The organism is Armatimonadota bacterium (assembly GCA_039679645.1).
Lineage (GTDB): Bacteria > Armatimonadota > UBA5829 > UBA5829 > UBA5829 > UBA5829.
On record JBDKUO010000035.1, the window covers coordinates 1 to 16205 of the forward strand.

General features: G+C 52.4%; 14 protein-coding genes and 1 riboswitch. Of the genes, 2 read left to right on the plus strand and 12 right to left on the minus strand.

Features of this window, described 5'->3' with window-relative positions; all coding sequences use genetic code 11:
* Nucleotides 1-471: 471 nt before the first annotated feature.
* Entirely contained in the window at nucleotides 472-1401 is a 930-nt protein-coding gene (locus ABFD83_07215; protein MEN6356859.1) for a metallophosphoesterase, read from the plus strand.
* A gap of 100 nt (nucleotides 1402-1501) precedes the next feature.
* Here ABFD83_07215 and ABFD83_07220 read toward each other — a convergent pair whose 3' ends face one another.
* The 9 genes from ABFD83_07220 to ABFD83_07260 all read right to left on the minus strand — a co-directional run bounded on the left by ABFD83_07220 (nucleotide 1502) and on the right by ABFD83_07260 (nucleotide 9589).
* Nucleotides 1502-2866, minus strand: coding sequence for a hemolysin family protein (locus ABFD83_07220; GenBank protein MEN6356860.1), 1365 nt, complete (start codon nucleotides 2864-2866; stop codon nucleotides 1502-1504).
* 14 nt (nucleotides 2867-2880) lie between these two features.
* Nucleotides 2881-3603, minus strand: a complete 723-nt coding sequence (locus ABFD83_07225) for a diacylglycerol kinase (protein MEN6356861.1) — start codon at nucleotides 3601-3603, stop codon at nucleotides 2881-2883.
* A 43-nt stretch (nucleotides 3604-3646) separates the two neighbouring features.
* Nucleotides 3647-4030 (minus strand): rRNA maturation RNase YbeY, encoded by a 384-nt coding sequence (gene ybeY, locus ABFD83_07230; protein MEN6356862.1) that lies wholly within the window; start codon nucleotides 4028-4030, stop codon nucleotides 3647-3649.
* Nucleotides 3996-6149 carry an HDIG domain-containing metalloprotein gene (locus ABFD83_07235; protein ID MEN6356863.1) on the minus strand — a complete coding sequence of 718 codons (2154 nt, stop codon included), beginning with the start codon at nucleotides 6147-6149 and terminating at the stop codon, nucleotides 3996-3998. The genes ybeY and ABFD83_07235 overlap by 35 nt, the downstream gene beginning before the upstream one ends.
* Nucleotides 6150-6224: 75 nt before the next feature.
* Nucleotides 6225-6671: a GatB/YqeY domain-containing protein gene (locus ABFD83_07240; protein ID MEN6356864.1), complete on the minus strand. Its 447-nt coding sequence runs from the start codon at nucleotides 6669-6671 to the stop codon at nucleotides 6225-6227.
* Nucleotides 6672-6689: 18 nt separating this feature from the next.
* On the minus strand, nucleotides 6690-6872 hold the full coding sequence (gene rpsU, locus ABFD83_07245) for a 30S ribosomal protein S21 (GenBank protein MEN6356865.1): 183 nt from the start codon (nucleotides 6870-6872) through the stop codon (nucleotides 6690-6692).
* A gap of 199 nt (nucleotides 6873-7071) precedes the next feature.
* Complete coding sequence (gene flgM, locus ABFD83_07250) at nucleotides 7072-7374, minus strand: flagellar biosynthesis anti-sigma factor FlgM (GenBank protein ID MEN6356866.1); 303 nt, start codon at nucleotides 7372-7374, stop codon at nucleotides 7072-7074.
* Nucleotides 7375-7442: 68 nt separating this feature from the next.
* A riboswitch (cyclic di-GMP riboswitch) is annotated at nucleotides 7443-7531 on the minus strand.
* 532 nt (nucleotides 7532-8063) lie between these two features.
* The gene (locus ABFD83_07255; GenBank protein MEN6356867.1) at nucleotides 8064-8696 is read right to left on the minus strand and encodes an HD domain-containing phosphohydrolase; all 633 of its coding nucleotides are present in this window, start codon (nucleotides 8694-8696) and stop codon (nucleotides 8064-8066) included.
* A 122-nt stretch (nucleotides 8697-8818) separates the two neighbouring features.
* Nucleotides 8819-9589, minus strand: coding sequence for a LuxR C-terminal-related transcriptional regulator (locus ABFD83_07260; protein ID MEN6356868.1), 771 nt, complete (start codon nucleotides 9587-9589; stop codon nucleotides 8819-8821).
* A gap of 493 nt (nucleotides 9590-10082) precedes the next feature.
* On the opposite strand from ABFD83_07260, the gene ABFD83_07265 reads away from it, so the two are divergent.
* Nucleotides 10083-14159 (plus strand): C25 family peptidase propeptide domain-containing protein, encoded by a 4077-nt coding sequence (locus ABFD83_07265; GenBank protein ID MEN6356869.1) that lies wholly within the window; start codon nucleotides 10083-10085, stop codon nucleotides 14157-14159.
* A gap of 64 nt (nucleotides 14160-14223) precedes the next feature.
* On the opposite strand, the gene ABFD83_07270 is transcribed toward ABFD83_07265, so the two are convergent.
* From ABFD83_07270 to ABFD83_07280, 3 genes are read right to left on the minus strand one after another with little or no spacing between them, the layout of a single operon-like run.
* Nucleotides 14224-15186: a sugar-binding protein gene (locus ABFD83_07270; GenBank protein ID MEN6356870.1), complete on the minus strand. Its 963-nt coding sequence runs from the start codon at nucleotides 15184-15186 to the stop codon at nucleotides 14224-14226.
* A 56-nt stretch (nucleotides 15187-15242) separates the two neighbouring features.
* Nucleotides 15243-15737 carry a DUF3368 domain-containing protein gene (locus ABFD83_07275; GenBank protein ID MEN6356871.1) on the minus strand — a complete coding sequence of 165 codons (495 nt, stop codon included), beginning with the start codon at nucleotides 15735-15737 and terminating at the stop codon, nucleotides 15243-15245.
* Nucleotide 15738: 1 nt separating this feature from the next.
* Nucleotides 15739-15936: a hypothetical protein gene (locus tag ABFD83_07280; protein ID MEN6356872.1), complete on the minus strand. Its 198-nt coding sequence runs from the start codon at nucleotides 15934-15936 to the stop codon at nucleotides 15739-15741.
* Between the last annotated feature and the right edge of the window lie 269 nt (nucleotides 15937-16205).

The window sequence follows — 16205 nt, forward strand, 5'->3', positions numbered from 1 at the left end:
GCCTTGCGGATGATGTGGGCGAGCAGATAGATGGCTTCGCCGAGTCTGTTTCGTGCGGTCTGGTTGATCTTTGAGTCCGGCAGTGGCGTGGTGAACGACATGGGTTCCTCCTTCGCGTCAGACGCAAAAAAGGAGCCTGCGAAATCTCGCAGACCCCTGAAAAAAATTGCCTTCCATATTATAAGACGACAACTCGGCCAAAATGTGGTTAACGGACCATGGTATTTTGGTTAAATGTTGTTCACGAGTAGCCAACAGGCCGGGCGTGTGCGCGACAACCAATGATCTGCCCGCTTTTGAAATACATTGTCCAGGATGAAACATAATATGATGTGCTAATAGATATATCATAAAATATATTTCACAAACAGACCAACCGGGCGTTTAATGCATGCGCAGACAGGGTATTCTTCAGCTCGATTCGGTTCCGCAATATTGTGAACGGCAGTCAAAATGAGGAGGGATCGGGAAATGAAATCAGTAAAGATTTTGTTTGCAATCGTTATGTGCTTGCTTCTGGCAACAGGAGCCTGGGCGACTGACTTTACCATCTTTTTCGCATCAGAGATGCACTACCCCGGAGGGATGATCACCGACAGGTCCAGGGCAGGCGTGCAGGCAATGAACAATCTGCCCGGTATGGCTTGGCCTTACGGAACCGTCCCGACACCGAGCGCTTTTATAGCGTGCGGCGACCTTGCCGATGGCGGCGCATGGGGCACTACATATGCCAGCGATGCCCCGCAATGGTACACCAACCGCAATTACACGCACCAGTGGAACGGGTTCGACTATAACTTCCCGCTATATGGAGTGCAGGGAGACAATAATCGGCTGAGATATCCCCGCTATGCCGTACCCGGCAATCACGACTGGTGGAGATGGTGCGGCTACACGCTAGGCACATCTCAATGGGTAGCTACAAAGCTAAAGGCTCAATACGGCAATTGCAACTCCACAAACGGCAATGTATATTACTCGTTCAACATCGACGGCATCCACTTTGCCGCATTGGGCCGTTACCCCGACTCGTATGTTCTGAGTTGGCTGGCAAACGATCTTGCCGGTGTGGGCACCGATACGCCTGTCATCCTCTTTATGCACTATGCTCTCAATGACGACGAGGAGTGGTGGAGCTACGCGCAGCGTCAACTGCTGGCCAATGCAATAGCGGGCTATAATGTTATAGCCATACTGCACGGCCATACACACAGCACCACGCACTATACCTGGAACGGCTACGATGTGTATGATGACGGCGCTTTGACTGAGTATGGCGGCGTGAATGTGATGCATATTACCGATACTACAATCGACACCGCGCACTATTCGGCAAATGTAGACGGAAACGGCAACTGGAGCGGCGGCGGCTGGTTGTGGTCGTATCAGAAAACATATTAGCGAAACTGAAATTGCGGAACCGGATAAACACAAATCCCTCCGGGCAAGATACCCGGAGGGATTTGAATCATAGTAAATACCCAATATAAAATATCAAATACTAAATCTTTTTGGGTTTGCCGTTGGCGGCGGCAGGGTCTTCGGAAGACTCTTTGGGCCTGTCGGTGCGAGTGACGTAGATGGTGTGGAGCCTGCCTCCCTCAACTTCTTCGACTGTGAAATCTACATTCTCAAAGCTGATAATCTCGCCTTCAGCAGGCTGTCTGCCGAAAATGTCGAACACGAACCCGCCGATTGTCTCGTATTCCTCACTTAAGGGGATTTCGAGGTTCATCTCATCGTTGAGTTCGTCTATGCTCATGCGGGCGCTGACTTTTGCATGGTCCTCGTCAATAATTTGGATCAAAGGCTCTTCGATATCATACTCGTCCCTGATTTCGCCGACGATCTCCTCCAGCAGGTCTTCGACAGTTACCAGGCCGGCAGTCCCACCGTATTCGTCGCGGACTATAGCCATCTGGATATTACCGCGCTTGAACTCGGCAAGAAGCTCGTCGACATCTTTGGTCTCGGGAATATAATACGCCTCACGCATTACGGTCTTGATATCCAGCAGGCGCTTATCCTGGCGCAGGATCGGCAGCAGGTCTTTGGCATGGACTATGCCGACTATGTTGTCTATGTTTTCTTCATAGATCGGGATGCGCGAGTGGCCCGTGGTTGTGATAACGTCGAGCAGCTCATCAAGAGTGCTGGTGATCGGGGCTGCATGGATATCGGTTCGCGGCTTCATCACCTGGCGCGCGACAGTGTCGGTGAAGTCGAAGATCGAATGGATCATCTCTTTCTCTTCGATCTCGATCACGCCCTCTTCTTCACCCGCCTCGACCAGCATCTTGAGTTCTTCTTCTGTAAGGACCGGCGCTGAGAAAGTTGCGTGCAGACCGAAGGGCCGCACCACCAAATCTGCAAAGAACCCGACAATCTTCACTGCGGGCAGCATCAAATATGACAAGAGGCGGATAGTGCCCGCGACGGCCAGCGCAAACTTCTCCGCGCGCTGCATGGCCAGGTTCTTAGGCGCGATCTCACCCAGCACAAGGGTGAAAAAGCCTATAGCCATCGTGATGACAAACACCGAGACAGCTCTTGCGGTCGCGTAAGAGATGCCCAGCAAACTCAGCCACTTCGCGGGGTAGTATGAGAGGTTCACGGCAGCGAACGCAGAGGCAAGGAAACCTACCAGCGTGACCCCGATCTGCGTCGTGGCCATAAAGTTCGTCGGCTTGTCCAGCAGAGCCTGGACGGTCTTCGCCCTCGCGTCGCCCTCCTCGACAAGTTGTTTTATGCGCGTTCTTCTCACGGAGACCAGAGCGATCTCCGCTGCTGAAAAGAACGCATTTATAAGCACCAATACAGCTATCAGCGCTATCTGCGGCAAAATACGGTTTGGGTCTTCGTCCACTTGTGTGCTACCCTCTATCCCAACGGAAAGACAGGTGAAAGCACCGCATACACCACGCAAGCGATTCCTGTGGCAAGCAGCGCTCCCCATATAACTTCCCTGAGGGTATGTATACCTCCTTCTACTCTACTTTGCGCTATTAATACCGCCAACAAAAACGCCATGATCGCCACGGCGATTTTTTGTGTCATGAACATTATGGTTGTCGCCAGGAAAAACCCTATAGCGCTGTGACCGCTGACGACCCCGCCTTTTAGCAGTTTTCCCTTTCCGCCCGCCACTTTCCACATGGTTATCATAACCGCAATCAGCAGGAATGTGACCACCATTATAGTCGGCCAGTCGGGAACATGCAGGCCGATATCGCTGCTCATCATTTGCAGCCTGTCGCCGCCCGGGAAGAGCAGGAAGCCTACCGCCAGCGCATTGATAGTGGTGATCAGCACCGCGCCTGCCGCTATGTCTTTGGCGAATTTAGCCAACGGATGATAGGTCTGAGTGACCAGATCGACCACAGCCTCGATCGCCGTATTGAACATTTCGGCCATAAGCACAAGGCTGATGGTGAAGAGCAGCACGATTACTTCTTCGCGGCTGAGTTTGAATACCAGGCTGACGACCAGCACCAGCACCAGCGTTAAAAAGTGAAAACGCATATGGCGCTGTGTGCGGAATACATGCACCACACCTTCTATGGCGTATTTGAACCCGTTCGCGGGGTTTTTAAAAAGTCTCATCTACTATCCTATACAACAAATAATCAATATAAAATACTCATTACTAAATCCCAAGGGTTTCTGCCTGACGGGAAAACATCGCTTTCTCTTCGTCCGGCTCGGCATGGTCGTAACCCAGCAGATGAAGTATGCCGTGGACCAGGAGCATGTCGATCTCCTGGTCGAGGGTATTGCCCTGCGCCTGCGATTGGATCTGCGCTCTCTCCACTGATATTACGACATCTCCCAGCATTCCGTCATCCACTTCTTGAGAGAAATCGTCTTCACCTTCTATCTGAGAGAAGCTGAGCACATCCGTGGGGCCGTCCACGTCGCGATACTGCTTGTTGAGCCCGGCGATCTGCTCGTCGTCTGTGAGCAGCACGCTGACTTCGGTGTTGTCCGGGCAGTTTTCAGCCGTCAACAGCTTTTGAGCTATTCTCCGCATCCGGCTGGGTTTCACCGGTATTTTCTGTGAGTTCTGAATCAGAATCTTCATCTGCAGTGGGCTTCCTGTCCTCGACGCCCATCGCGTCGCCATAATCTATCCTTGCATGCATGATACTTGTTAAGCCGCGCACAAAGCAATCCGTAATACGGCTCAAGTCCTTAAACGTCAGTTCGCACTCGTCGAGCTGGCCATCGCGCAGCTTATCCGCCACTATCTGGTTCACCAGCAGCTCGATCTTGGCTGGAGTCGGCTTTGAAAGCCCGCGCGATGCGGCCTCGACTGAGTCCGCCAGCATGACCACGGCAGCTTCCTTGGTCTGCGGCTTTGGGCCGGGATATCTGAACTGCTGCTCCAGTGCGGTCGAGGGCTCCTGCTCACCCGTATACTGGTTATAGAAATACTGCACCAGCGAGGTTCCGTGATGCTGGTTAATAATGTCGAGCACGATCTTGGGCACGCGGAACTCCTGGGCTATTTCCAGGCCGTCTTTTATGTGCGAGGTGATCACCAGCGCCGAAAGGGTCGGGTTCATGCGGTCGTGTATGTTTTCGATATTTTGGTTTTCGATAAAAAAGTGCGGCCTGCGGATCTTGCCTATGTCGTGATAATACGAGGCTACCCTCGCCACCAGCGGGTCCGCGCCTATCTTTTCTGCCGCAGCTTCTGCGAGGTGGCCAACGATCATGCTGTGCGTATAAGTGCCCGGGGCTTCGACCACCAGACGGCGAAGCAGGGGCTTGTTGGTATCGGCCAGTTCGAGCAGCGAGATATGTGTTGTCCTCTCGAAGGGCCTCTCAAGCGGGGCTATGCCGAAGAAAAAGAGCGAGGTGGCCACCAGAGGCACCACCACTCCTGCCCATATGGTGCCCTCGATAAGAGTCTGCAGTGGATCGTTGGCTATTCCGCCTGTAATCCAGACCAGCATTATCCCGACGGCCGATATGGCTCCGCCGGCGCGCATGACGTCGCTGCGGTCACGTATGTTGGCTACGCTGTAGATGCCGACCATGGCGGTGACCAGCGCGCTGGTCGCGTATTTGAGTTCATTGTTCAATAGCAGCGAAAGCACTATCGAGAGCATCGCCACAACTACGACCGAGACCTGCGGGTTTATCAGCACGGCCATAAACATTCCCGCAGCCACTACCCACAAGATCCCCAGATAACCGACTTGCGTGGGGCTGAGGTTCAGGCCAAGGGTGCTTCCGCCAAGGCGCAGGGCAAGCGTGCTGAACATGACGATCAGCGCCAGCAGCCACATTGCTTTGGTGTTGGAGTAGACATCGTTATGATAGCGCCACAGATACGCAACTACGATCCACACCATCAGGATCATCAGCAGCATATATGAGAAGACTGAGACGTAGTCGAGTTTGGGGTGTCTGAGTTCCAGAGCATCGAACTTATCGAGGTGTTCGCGCGAGACGGGCTCACCCTTTTCGATAACAGGCTCTCCCCGTGTAATAATTTTATTGGCGGGCACCACACTTCGCATTGCCTGCTTCTTGAGGGCCATGGTCTGCTCTTTGTTGTAGATCCGGTTTGGCTCCAGGGCTATAGCGGCGACCTGACCGGCAAGGTTTGCCTCGGAGGACTTGGTGAACATTCTCTTTGCAGCCTGTACCACGTCCTGGCGGGCGGCTCGCATATCGGGCTGGTCCGCGCGCAGCTCTCTGTCCATAGCGATACTGACCAACCGCGCCGCGCCTTCTTCGACCTTTTTCGCCGACTTTGCGTCCAGACCGATCAGCCCCTTGAGAATGTCGTCCGAGACTTTTGAACTTAACTGCTTGCCCAGCTTCTCGCGCACCCGCCCTGTCGACTGCTCCTGTGCTGCATCACTGACTGCGCTAAAGAGAATCTTTACTGATTTGACTGCATCGGCCTCGGCGTCGGGCACGCTGTCATAGACCGCGCCCACACTCTGGATAGCGGTTTTCGTTCGCGCAGTTGTCTCGGAGGAGTCCACATAGCGGACAGTGCGGTGTGCGTAGATAGTCTCAGGTGCGGTGTCACCGAGCTTTAGCGACACTTTGCCCGGCAGCAGATGTATGGAAAGCAGGAATGAGAGCACCAGGACTGTGGCGATTGCCAGCCCAGCCCTTTGAAAGTCCAACAGGGGACGTTTGTCCGAGATATTCTTTGCGCTCCGTTTGATTCGAGGCAAGTGTGGTTTCATAATAAAGAGGTGTTACCCTCGCAGCACATTCTCGACGATTTGGCTGACGAGCTTTCCATCGGCTCGGCCCTTGACCTTTTGCATCACGGGACCCATGACCTTGCCGCGGTCCTTGATGTCGGTGGCGCCAACCTCGGCGACAATCTGCCTGACAATGCTTTCGATATCCGCCTGGTCAAGCTGTTGGGGAAGGTAAGACTGCAGAATGTCGAGCTCGGCCTTTTCGCGGTCCGCGATATCCATGCGGTCCCCGCTTATTGCCGACTCTATTGTCTCACGGCGCTGCTTTGCCTCCTTGGCAATTACGCCGATAACCTCGTCATCGGTGAGCTGGCTGCCCTTTGCAATACGGGCATAGCTCACCGATGACAGAATAAGCCGGATGGTTGAGAGTGTCAACGCATCCTTACTCTTTAGAGCCTGCTTCATATTTTGTTGAAGCGTGTCAATTAGCGACATAGTCCAGAATCCTGAATACTAGCTCTTGCGGCTTAATTTGCGACGCCTTGCGGCTTCTGCCTTACGGCGCTTATCGCTCGGTTTTTCATAGTGCTCGTGCTCTCTGGCTTCCTTGAGAACACCAGTCTGCTGAAGCACTTTCTTAAACCGCTTCAGAGCGCTATCCAGACTTTCATTGGGTTTCACCTGAACCTGTGCCAACCATAATCCCTCCTCCATCGACAGCGTTCGGCTGGAATTGCACGTCACTGCGTTTTCAGCGGCGGGAAAGGTTTGGCAACGCTGCTATTATTGCTAGCTACATAGCCAAATCCGCTAAACCCACTTACTGTTAGCCGTTCATCAAATGTTAGTCTGTAGAGATTATACGCTTTGGGTCTATTTTGTGTCAAGGTGAGCCTTATCTTATTTTATCGGCTTCCGACCGCCTGAGCATCATCTCGGCGACCTCTTTGCCGTCGATTTTATACTCGCCTTTTGCAATCTGGTCCTTGAGCTTGTTGACAATATCTTCCCGGATATCGGGGATATCCGCCATCGCCGCTTCGGCAACAGCCATCCCCTGTTCCAAAGGAGATAAGTCTTTTGCCCTCTGCGCTCTTGTGGATACCAGGCCCCTGGGCCTGTCCTTAGGCAATATGTGAGCCTGCGGCGAAGCGCTCGTTGATGCAGCTCTGCCTGATTCTACTTGAGAGATTTTCATTTTGATCCCCCTACTGCTTCGGAGATCGCCTTAATCAGACATAAAAAAAGGCAAACCCGAAGCTTGGAAACGGCAGCCCGGCCGACTTGTTCCATATAGGAATGTAGTCCCGAAGGCTTTGCGTCCCCTTCTTTCGAAGAGTTTGCCCTTATCGCCTATATTATCTTCAATATAGATTATTGGACTCCTACAGGGGAATCTTTAGCCCCTGACAAGAAAAATATTATATTTTTTCAGGCGAGTGCATCCAGCTCGGGTGTCGGGTGTTAGGTGTTAGGTATCGGAAATGGTCGTCACCCATCAACCGAAACCATATCAGTGGAGACTGCGGGAACTTACGTTCGCGATAATATGATTGCTCTGTGTATACCGCCGTTCCCGCAGTGTAGAAAATCACCTGATAGGTGGCGATCTCCGAATCGTCACCTTAATGCCGAATTGGGGTCTCCGAACCCCGCAACCTTTGCTGGAATGGCCGGATTCGGAGATCCGGCACTGGTTCTCGAGTAAGGATTCGGAGATCCTTACCCATCATACGGGTGATGTGTTTGGACCTCGTCACAAAACGTTTATTCGTGCGTTCGCCCTAACCCATCAACCGGAACCGTATCAGCGGAGACTGCGGGAACTTACGTTTGCGATAATATGACCGCTCTGTGTATACCGCCGTTCCCGCAGTGTAGAACTATTTATGCCCCAAAATCGGTTAACGAACCGCGCAGTGATTGGGCGGCACTAACAACTATATTATCATACTTTATTCCGTCGTCCTTTATCAGAATCGAAAGAGCCTGGTCGGGACTGTATGCTCTCCTGTAGGGTCTTTCCTCCAGCAGAGCTACAAAAACATCCGCCACTGCTATAATCTTGGCTTCAAGCGAAAACTGATCGCTCTTAAGAGCTTGGGGATATCCGCTGCCGTCTACTCGCTCGTGGTGGCAAAGCACGCATTCCGCCACATCCGGCATAAGAGGGAATGCCGCTGCGGCTATCTTTGCGCCCAGCATAGGGTGTTTGCGGAGGATTGCCCAGTCCTCTTGAGAAAGCATATCCCTCTTGTCGAGAAGACCAGGTGAAATATAGAGTTTGCCGATATCGTGGATTTCGGCGGCAATAGCCAAAGTAGTCATTCGGCGTCCGTCCAGAGAGCATGCCTGCCCGAGTAACGAAGCGCATATTCTGACACGTATACTGTGATGCGCCGTAGGCATATGCGCGTTGGCTATCGCCGCTTTTAGTGTGTGGTACGTAAGTTCCGGGTTGCGTGCGTCCATGTCGGCGCAGTACAGCCCATAGCCTTCCCTGGCTGCGGTTTCTTCCATGAAATTTCTCCTTACTCCTCAATATCATCTATCAGTCCGGCGGAGCAATCAATGTGTTGCCCGGCGCATTTATTCTATTTCAAGCCCAGCCACAACCGATAGTGGCAAAAATGCCTATTTTATTATGGGCCAAATTGACTATGCAGGCTGCTTTGTCGATGCTCGGACCGCGCCAGCCATATCGATGCCGCCGCGCATCTGGAGTGGACTTCCAGCTTTGAGAGCACGTTCTCGACATGTCGCTTGCATGTCGCCACGCTGATATAAAGCCGCTCCGCGATATGTTTATTGGACAGGCCGTCAGCCATTAAGCTCAGAACCTCTACCTCCCTTGTGGTAAGTCTTGTTGTATTATCGAACGAAGTATCCGATCGCACAGGGCGGTCTTGTTGGCCTTGCGGTCGCCAAAACCGTTCCAGCGCTGTCACGGCTTGGGTGAGGATCATGTCTATGAGGTCGACACTGCCGTCGGCATGCGCCAATGCAAGACATGCGGCAAATGACGATTGCCTGAAGATTGGGCGGAAGATACAGTCGGGCCATTCATCAAAAAGATGTAGCTGAGTGCTTTTAACTGATTTTGCGCTTGCGCGGCGCCCGGAGAGTATGGCGCAATACAGGTCGGATGTGTGCGGCACTATGTCGGGCAGATGCTTCCTGCCGTCCCCGGTATTGATGTCAAGCTTGAGTGCCGCGCCGTCTTCCGCGGCGACATACAGCGCGCACTCATGCACATCGAACAGGCTCTTGAGCTCGCAGAACAGGCTGCGCACAAATTCATGCGGGTCCGTCCAGTCGAACATACGCATCAACACACGGTTCATCGCAACCAGTTCCGCCTTTGAAAGAACCTCCAGGTCAATACCCTGATCAATTTGATCGGCAACAAACATATAGTCTATCTCCGTACATAATAGTGATAAGCCGACTGCTTGTATCGCAAAAATGTGACCAACTCGTCCACGATAACACAGCACATGTATGGAGTCAAGGCCCCAATGTGTCTCGAAATTGATTGCAATGTTAATGCTCGGACGCAATCAGAAAAGAAATCTTGAATTGTTCTTATTTGGATGAGTCATCGAGCAGGGCGCTGCAGAGACAGTGTTTAGTGAAGCTGAGCACAGACTTTCGCTCCGCAACACAAACACAAACTGTTCGCAAAAAGAGCATTGTTGAGCTCTCAAAATACCGACATGAAACCACAATACGCTTGGCTGCTGTCACACATAGCCGCGCAAATGCTGATCAAATGCGCTTCAAAAGCCGTCCGGCGCTGAGATAGTGTTGACTTATTGACACCTCTTCTATAATCTGACAATATCTGCCCGGACAATTCAGTTCCATGGACGGCGATTTTCCACCATGAAGGAGGACAAAGACTAATTGAACAAGCTGATGGCTACGCTGTTCGTATTCGCGGCAAGTGTGTCGCTCGTATGCGCGGACACAATATCGGTGCCGTTGCCGGAATGCACAGCAACATTTCAACAGACTCTCTCTGGCACCCGGATATCAATACCGGACTATGCGGTTTCCGCTTCCCCCGGTAACCCCGCGCTTCCATATAAGGAAATGCATGTGCTGCTTCCACCCAACGCAGACCCTTCCTCTGTCGAGGTCTCGTTGAGCGGGCGCGCGTCAACGCCCCTCGACGGCAAATACGACATTGCGCCGTCGCCGCCTGTTATGACGATTGTTGACGGTAAGACCATCACGGACTGGGGGACAGGCAAGCTGATCGAAAACGGGCACAATACGCTGGTCTACGGCTCGGACTGCCTGTATCCTGTCTCAAACGTCGAGCTTTCAAGTGTGGGCAATATGCGCCAGTGGCGGTTAGTACGGTTCAAATACTATCCGTTTACCTACAATCCATATACAAAGCGCCTTTGGCAAATTACAGAGGGCGAGATAAACGTATCCTACAGTTTATCTGCTTCAATTTCAGCATACTCGTCTGCGTCGACGTATCCGATAGACGTCCTGGCTGAAAAAAGTTTGGCGGATCTTGCGGTCAACTACGATCAGGCAAGTGACTGGTATCCGACATCTTCAACTGAAGGGACGCATATGCTGAGCGCAACCAGCGCATCGAACGATTCGGAGACCCAGGCTGCCACCGATTACGTAATTCTCACCACCACGGACGTCGTTGCAGCCAGCACAAAACTTCAGGCCTTCGTAAATCACAAGACCAACCGCGGCTACAGCGTGGCAGTGATTACGCAAAGCGCATGGGGAGGCGGCACTGGTGATACGGCCGCCAATAATATAAGGGCGTATCTAAAAGCAAATTATCTGACCAAGGGCATTCACTACGTCCTGCTGATCGGCAACCCGAACCCCGGCACAGGCGCGGTGCCTATGAAGATGCTCTGGCCCCGTCATGCCTCAAGCACATATCAGGAAGCGCCCTCCGATTACTTTTATGCCGATCTCACCGGAAACTGGGACCGAGACGGCGACGGCTATTACGGCGAAGACAGCCAGGACTTCGGCACGGGCGGCATAGACCTCTACCCCGAGGTCATAGTCGGCCGTATTCCATACTATGGGACAATCTCAGACCTTGATTCCATACTGCAAAAGATTATTGACTATGAATCGGGGACCTATGGCGGCACCTGGGTGCGCAACGTGCTCTTGAGCATGAAGCCGTCCGACTCCAGCACGCCGGGCTATAACCTCGGTGAGGCTATACGCAATAATATTGTTCTGCCGGAAGGCCTGTCTACCACTCGGGTCTACGAGCAGACTTACAGCCTGAGTCCTGCGCCCGATTACACGCCATGCAGCTATGCCAATGTGCTTGCGGCATGGCAACAGCATGCCGGGTTCCACTTCTGGTGGACACACGGCAATGAGACCACGGCCGCGGACATAATGTATTCCAGCCAGACTCAGTATCTGGATGACAAATATCCATCGTTCGTCTTTCAGTGCTCCTGCCTCAACGGCTCTCCTGAGGTTACAACAAATCTCGGCTATTCGATGCTGAAGAGGGGCGCAGTCGCTACAGACTGTGCAACCAGAGTCTCCTGGTATTATCCGGGTGAGGTCGATTTCACTCAGACCGGCTCTAACGCATCAATGACCTACAAATATGCCTACGAGCTGATTACCAAAGGACTGCCCTGCGGAGATGCTCATTATGCGATGATGCTCGATGTGCCGAACGACATATGGATGAACCACTGCGTGTTCAATCTATACGGTGATCCGTCTGTCGCATGCGCCACCGGCCCGACTATCTCGCACACGCCCCTTACCGACACGGATGTCACCACCGGATATTACCGTGTCCAGGCAAATATAGAGGCGCGCAACGCGCTTGTGACGGGAATGCCCGTGGTCAAGTGGAATACGACCGGCACCGGCACATTCAATACTATTGTGATGACCAAGGCAAACTCAATCAGCTATATTGCCGACATTCCCGCCAAGCCAAACGGAACGACCATCTACTACTATATCCAGGCTGTCGATATAACCGGCCAGCAGGCGATAAGCCCGTCGCTCGCCCCTGCTCAGCCTTATCACTTCCTTGTCCGCGCGGACAGCACCGCGCCTGCGATTCAACACACGCCTCTAAGCAATACCGGAAACACTGTCGGTCCATATACAGTGGACGCGACCGTGACCGACAACACAGGCGTCGGCAGTGTGACCCTCTACTATCACAAGAACAATGGCTCGGATGTCGCTCTGGCAATGGCCGACAAGGGCTCGAGTGTCTACGAAGCGCAGATACCCGGTGGAACGGCTGCCGGTGATACGATAAGCTACTACATTGCCGCCACTGACACATCGCTGTCTAAAAACAAAGGCCGCAGCCCAAGCGCTGCAGGCTACTACTCATTTGCGATCTCGTCCAAGAAGAAAGTGGCAATTCTAAACTGCGCAACCGCTCCTTCTTATTTCTACGGCAGCAACAACAATGCGTATACGGACCTGAGCAATATTCTAAGCGCTGATGCTTCTCAGCGATTTCAGGTGACTGTCAAGACGAGCCTGGCCGCGGCCGATCTTTCGGGCCAGGACACACTGGTCCTTCCCGATAACGGTCCGCTGACAGCCGATATGCAAAGCGTCTCCGACTGGTTCCAGACCGGAAAGACAATTGTGCTCATGGACACATCCGCCTGCTATGGAGCCTTTACGGGATTTCTCTGGCCGGCCTGCGCAGGTCTGAACGGCTACGGGACCTACTGGGACTACAACGCCGGTGTGGATGATCAGTTGATATCTCTTGCGGATACGATTACGTCCGGATACACTGTGGGCCAGATAATCCAGTCCAGGGGCTACCACGTGCAGTTCTATGTGGACAAAATCCCGACAGACGTAAAGGTGCTCTCGATGCGCAATAACAATCCGACTCGCGCCTATGCAGTCTATCGCGACGTTCCGGGGCGCGGGCGCATAGTTGCTCTTGGGCCCTTCATACCTGTCGAGACGGACCATTATTCCATGATCCGTGAAGCATGCATGGGCCCGAGCACAACCGTCAGTAAAGCAATTGCAGTTACCTCACCTAACGGGGGGGAGAAATTTACTGCCGGTGCGCAAGTGACGATCAATTTCCAGACCTCCGGCACGTGGCAAAGCACGGAGAAGGTAAAACTGGAGTATACCACCGGCCTGGACAGTGTCTGGCGTCCTGTTTCAGGGGCGGACTCGCTTGCCTATGCCGCGGGTTCGTTCACATGGAACACCACAGGACTGCCCGGCAGCCATGGCTATAAAGTCAGGGCAAGCCTGGTGGGCGGCAGTGTGTCGGATACAAGCGATTCGACATTTACGATTGTCTCAAGAACGAAGATAATAAAGGCTAAGTCTCTGACAGACGGAGAGTTGGTTGAGGTCTCGGATGCGGTTGTGACGTGCAGCACCAGCTCATACATATACATCGAAGACGCGAACCGTCTTGGTGGAATACGAATGATCTCGACTGTCGCTCCGACTGTTTCTAACCTCTTGACAGTCACCGGAACCATCAGCACTATTAATGGTGAGCGCTGTATACAAGCAGAGTCCTATCAAGTCGCGGGTGTTTCGTCGGCACTGGGTCCGTTTGCGATGAAAAACTCTGCTCTGGGTGGAAGCGCGCTCGGTGGCCAGCAGGCGGTGATGGAGTATCGCATGATCAAAGACGCGACAAGCCAGGTGACCTCAAGAGTCTTCACCTCGGCAGCGGGACTCAATAATGTCGGTATGCTGGTGCGGGTGACCGGCAAAGTGACCTACGTCGGCTCCGACTGTTTCTACGTAAATGACGGCAGCAACTGCGATGATGGCTCGGGTTATATCGGTGTTAGGGTATTCAGCGGCACGCTGACAAAACCAGCCTTGGGTAAATATGTTGCGCTAAGCGCAATCAGCGCGACATATTACAACAACGGGAGCTTGTTCAGGGCGCTGGTCATGCCTGCTCAGTCAGACTTGCAGGTAATTATATAGCCTATAGAAAGAGAAAAGCCTCCGGCATTTTGCCGGAGGCTTTTCTGTAAATGGGGGAGGATTGTTATTTTTTGCCCAGGATCTTGTTTAGATCGGCAGAGAACTTATCAACATTGCTGTTGTCGATTACTCGCACCCCGGTATCTACGACTTTGTTTTTTGGAATTACACTCTTATCTCCTCGTGCGAGAGCTGCAAGGATGCGCACGGATTCATAGCCGAACTTATACGGCTGCTGGACTATCGTAGCGAAGATTGTGCCCTTCTTGACGCCTTCAAGAGTCGCAGGGTCTTCATCGAAGCAGACAACCTTGACCTTGCCTGATTTGCCCGCGCTCTCCACGGCTTTGTATATGGCCGGGCCGTTATAGCTCCAAAGCCCTACAAGCCCCGCGATATCGCTGTATTTTACCAGCGTGTCTTCAACATTTCTGCGAGCCTTGCCGTGGTCGGCGTTGTCAGTCATAACGGATAGGATTTGTATTTTGCTTTTGCCTTCTTTGAGCGCATCGGCGATACCCTTATAGCGGTCCGCTGCATTTTGAGCGTCCATAGTGCCTACGTAGACCATTACCTTGCCGCCGTTTGGCAGCGCCTTCATAAGCTGGGTTCCGGCGACCTTACCTGCATCGTAGTTGCTGGTGCCTACATAGCAGAGCCTCTTGCTCTTGGGCGCGTCGGAGTCCATGCATATGAGGTTCACCTGGCTTGCGGCCTTATCGAGCATATCCACTTTTTCGGGGTTCACAGGAGAAATTGCGACACCTGAGACGCCCTTGACGATCAAGTCCTCGAGAATTCTCTTTTGCTCTCCGGCAGTGCCCTGCACGGGCATCTGGACCAGACACTTGCATTTGAAGTCTTTCGCTCCCTGCTCTGCGCCTGCCTGAGCAATTTTCCAGAAGTCGGAGACATTGTTTGTGACAAACGCCACAGTTACGGTGCCTGCCCCCTTCTTTGGGCCGCATGAAGCGAGCGCGACCACCAACATAGATAATAGAATTGCAATTAAAGCCCTTTTCAACATACTTTCTCCTCCTTGATGATATGGTGTTCTTATATATGCCAGTAAATTATTCTTCTTTATTTATCGAAAAGCAAGTCCAGAGAGAATTTAGCTTGTTCCAATACGCGGGGTGATATCCAGAGTGAGGATTCCGCAAGCCTATCAATGTAGCACTCGGTCATAGATCGGGTTATATATCCTTTTGCAGCAGCCCACAAGACTATTCCCAATGAACCATGCACTTCGATTCCCAAAGAAGTTGCCATCATCCGTGCTGCCGCATCGTCTGTAAGAAACCATGTGGCATTGGTTTGTCTTACCAGTGCAAGTGACTGTGCTTCTCCGATATGCAGCAACCCCGAAGCTTGCAATGTAAGGGCATTATCTGCATATGCTGGCTCCAGTGCAACTACATGCAGCCAGTCTGCCTTAATTTCTGCAGCCGTCAATAAACTCAGTTCATTCTCAACCGCACTTGCAATTAGAATCTGCCCGGCTCCTCCGAGCAAACTTAGCGCATCTGCTTCGGCAAGATGTAGAATTGGGCCGGTATCACAGACAATGATCGTCATTTTAGCTGCCCTTTTGCTGAATTGCCCACGCAATGTCTTCTAGTTGAAAGCGCTCAATCAGGGCAGGTTTCCAATCTTCAATAAATTTCATCAGGGCGAAGCGCACCGCTTCGTCCTCCGACTTGAAGTAGCCCTGACTCAAAATTCCTGTCAAAGCGTCAGCGAGCTTATCAGGCAGTTCAATGCATATTGTTTTCATCACTGTACCTCGCTATCTGTTTCCAATATTCTGTTCCTTTACCCAGCTTATCTCTAGTTTCATTTGAGATACTTCCTGTCTGAGCTGACGACAAGGTTGTTTATCTTGGCAGCGGACATTCCAAGGTCGTCCATACGCAGAATACGGGTGTTCATTTCGTCTATATGCTGTCTCTTTCAGGCGATGCTACGCTTCCTTGAGGAGCCTTCAGCCGCCATCCCCGAAGCAGAGCGATTATGAGTCCGCCTATGACCGGAATACCTATAACA

Bases quoted from the DNA above. Each gene is read 5' to 3' on its own strand.
- ABFD83_07280 (MEN6356872.1), bottom strand. From the start codon at position 15,936: ATGAAAACAATATGCATTGAACTGCCTGATAAGCTCGCTGACGCTTTG.
- ABFD83_07225 (MEN6356861.1), bottom strand. From the start codon at position 3,603: ATGAGACTTTTTAAAAACCCCGCGAACGGGTTCAAATACGCCATAGAA.
- flgM (MEN6356866.1), bottom strand. From the start codon at position 7,374: ATGAAAATCTCTCAAGTAGAATCAGGCAGAGCTGCATCAACGAGCGCT.
- ABFD83_07240 (MEN6356864.1), bottom strand. From the start codon at position 6,671: ATGTCGCTAATTGACACGCTTCAACAAAATATGAAGCAGGCTCTAAAG.
- ABFD83_07215 (MEN6356859.1), top strand. From the start codon at position 472: ATGAAATCAGTAAAGATTTTGTTTGCAATCGTTATGTGCTTGCTTCTG.
- ybeY (MEN6356862.1), bottom strand. From the start codon at position 4,030: ATGCGGAGAATAGCTCAAAAGCTGTTGACGGCTGAAAACTGCCCGGAC.
- ABFD83_07275 (MEN6356871.1), bottom strand. From the start codon at position 15,737: ATGACGATCATTGTCTGTGATACCGGCCCAATTCTACATCTTGCCGAA.
- ABFD83_07260 (MEN6356868.1), bottom strand. From the start codon at position 9,589: ATGTTTGTTGCCGATCAAATTGATCAGGGTATTGACCTGGAGGTTCTT.
- ABFD83_07255 (MEN6356867.1), bottom strand. From the start codon at position 8,696: ATGGAAGAAACCGCAGCCAGGGAAGGCTATGGGCTGTACTGCGCCGAC.
- ABFD83_07270 (MEN6356870.1), bottom strand. From the start codon at position 15,186: ATGTTGAAAAGGGCTTTAATTGCAATTCTATTATCTATGTTGGTGGTC.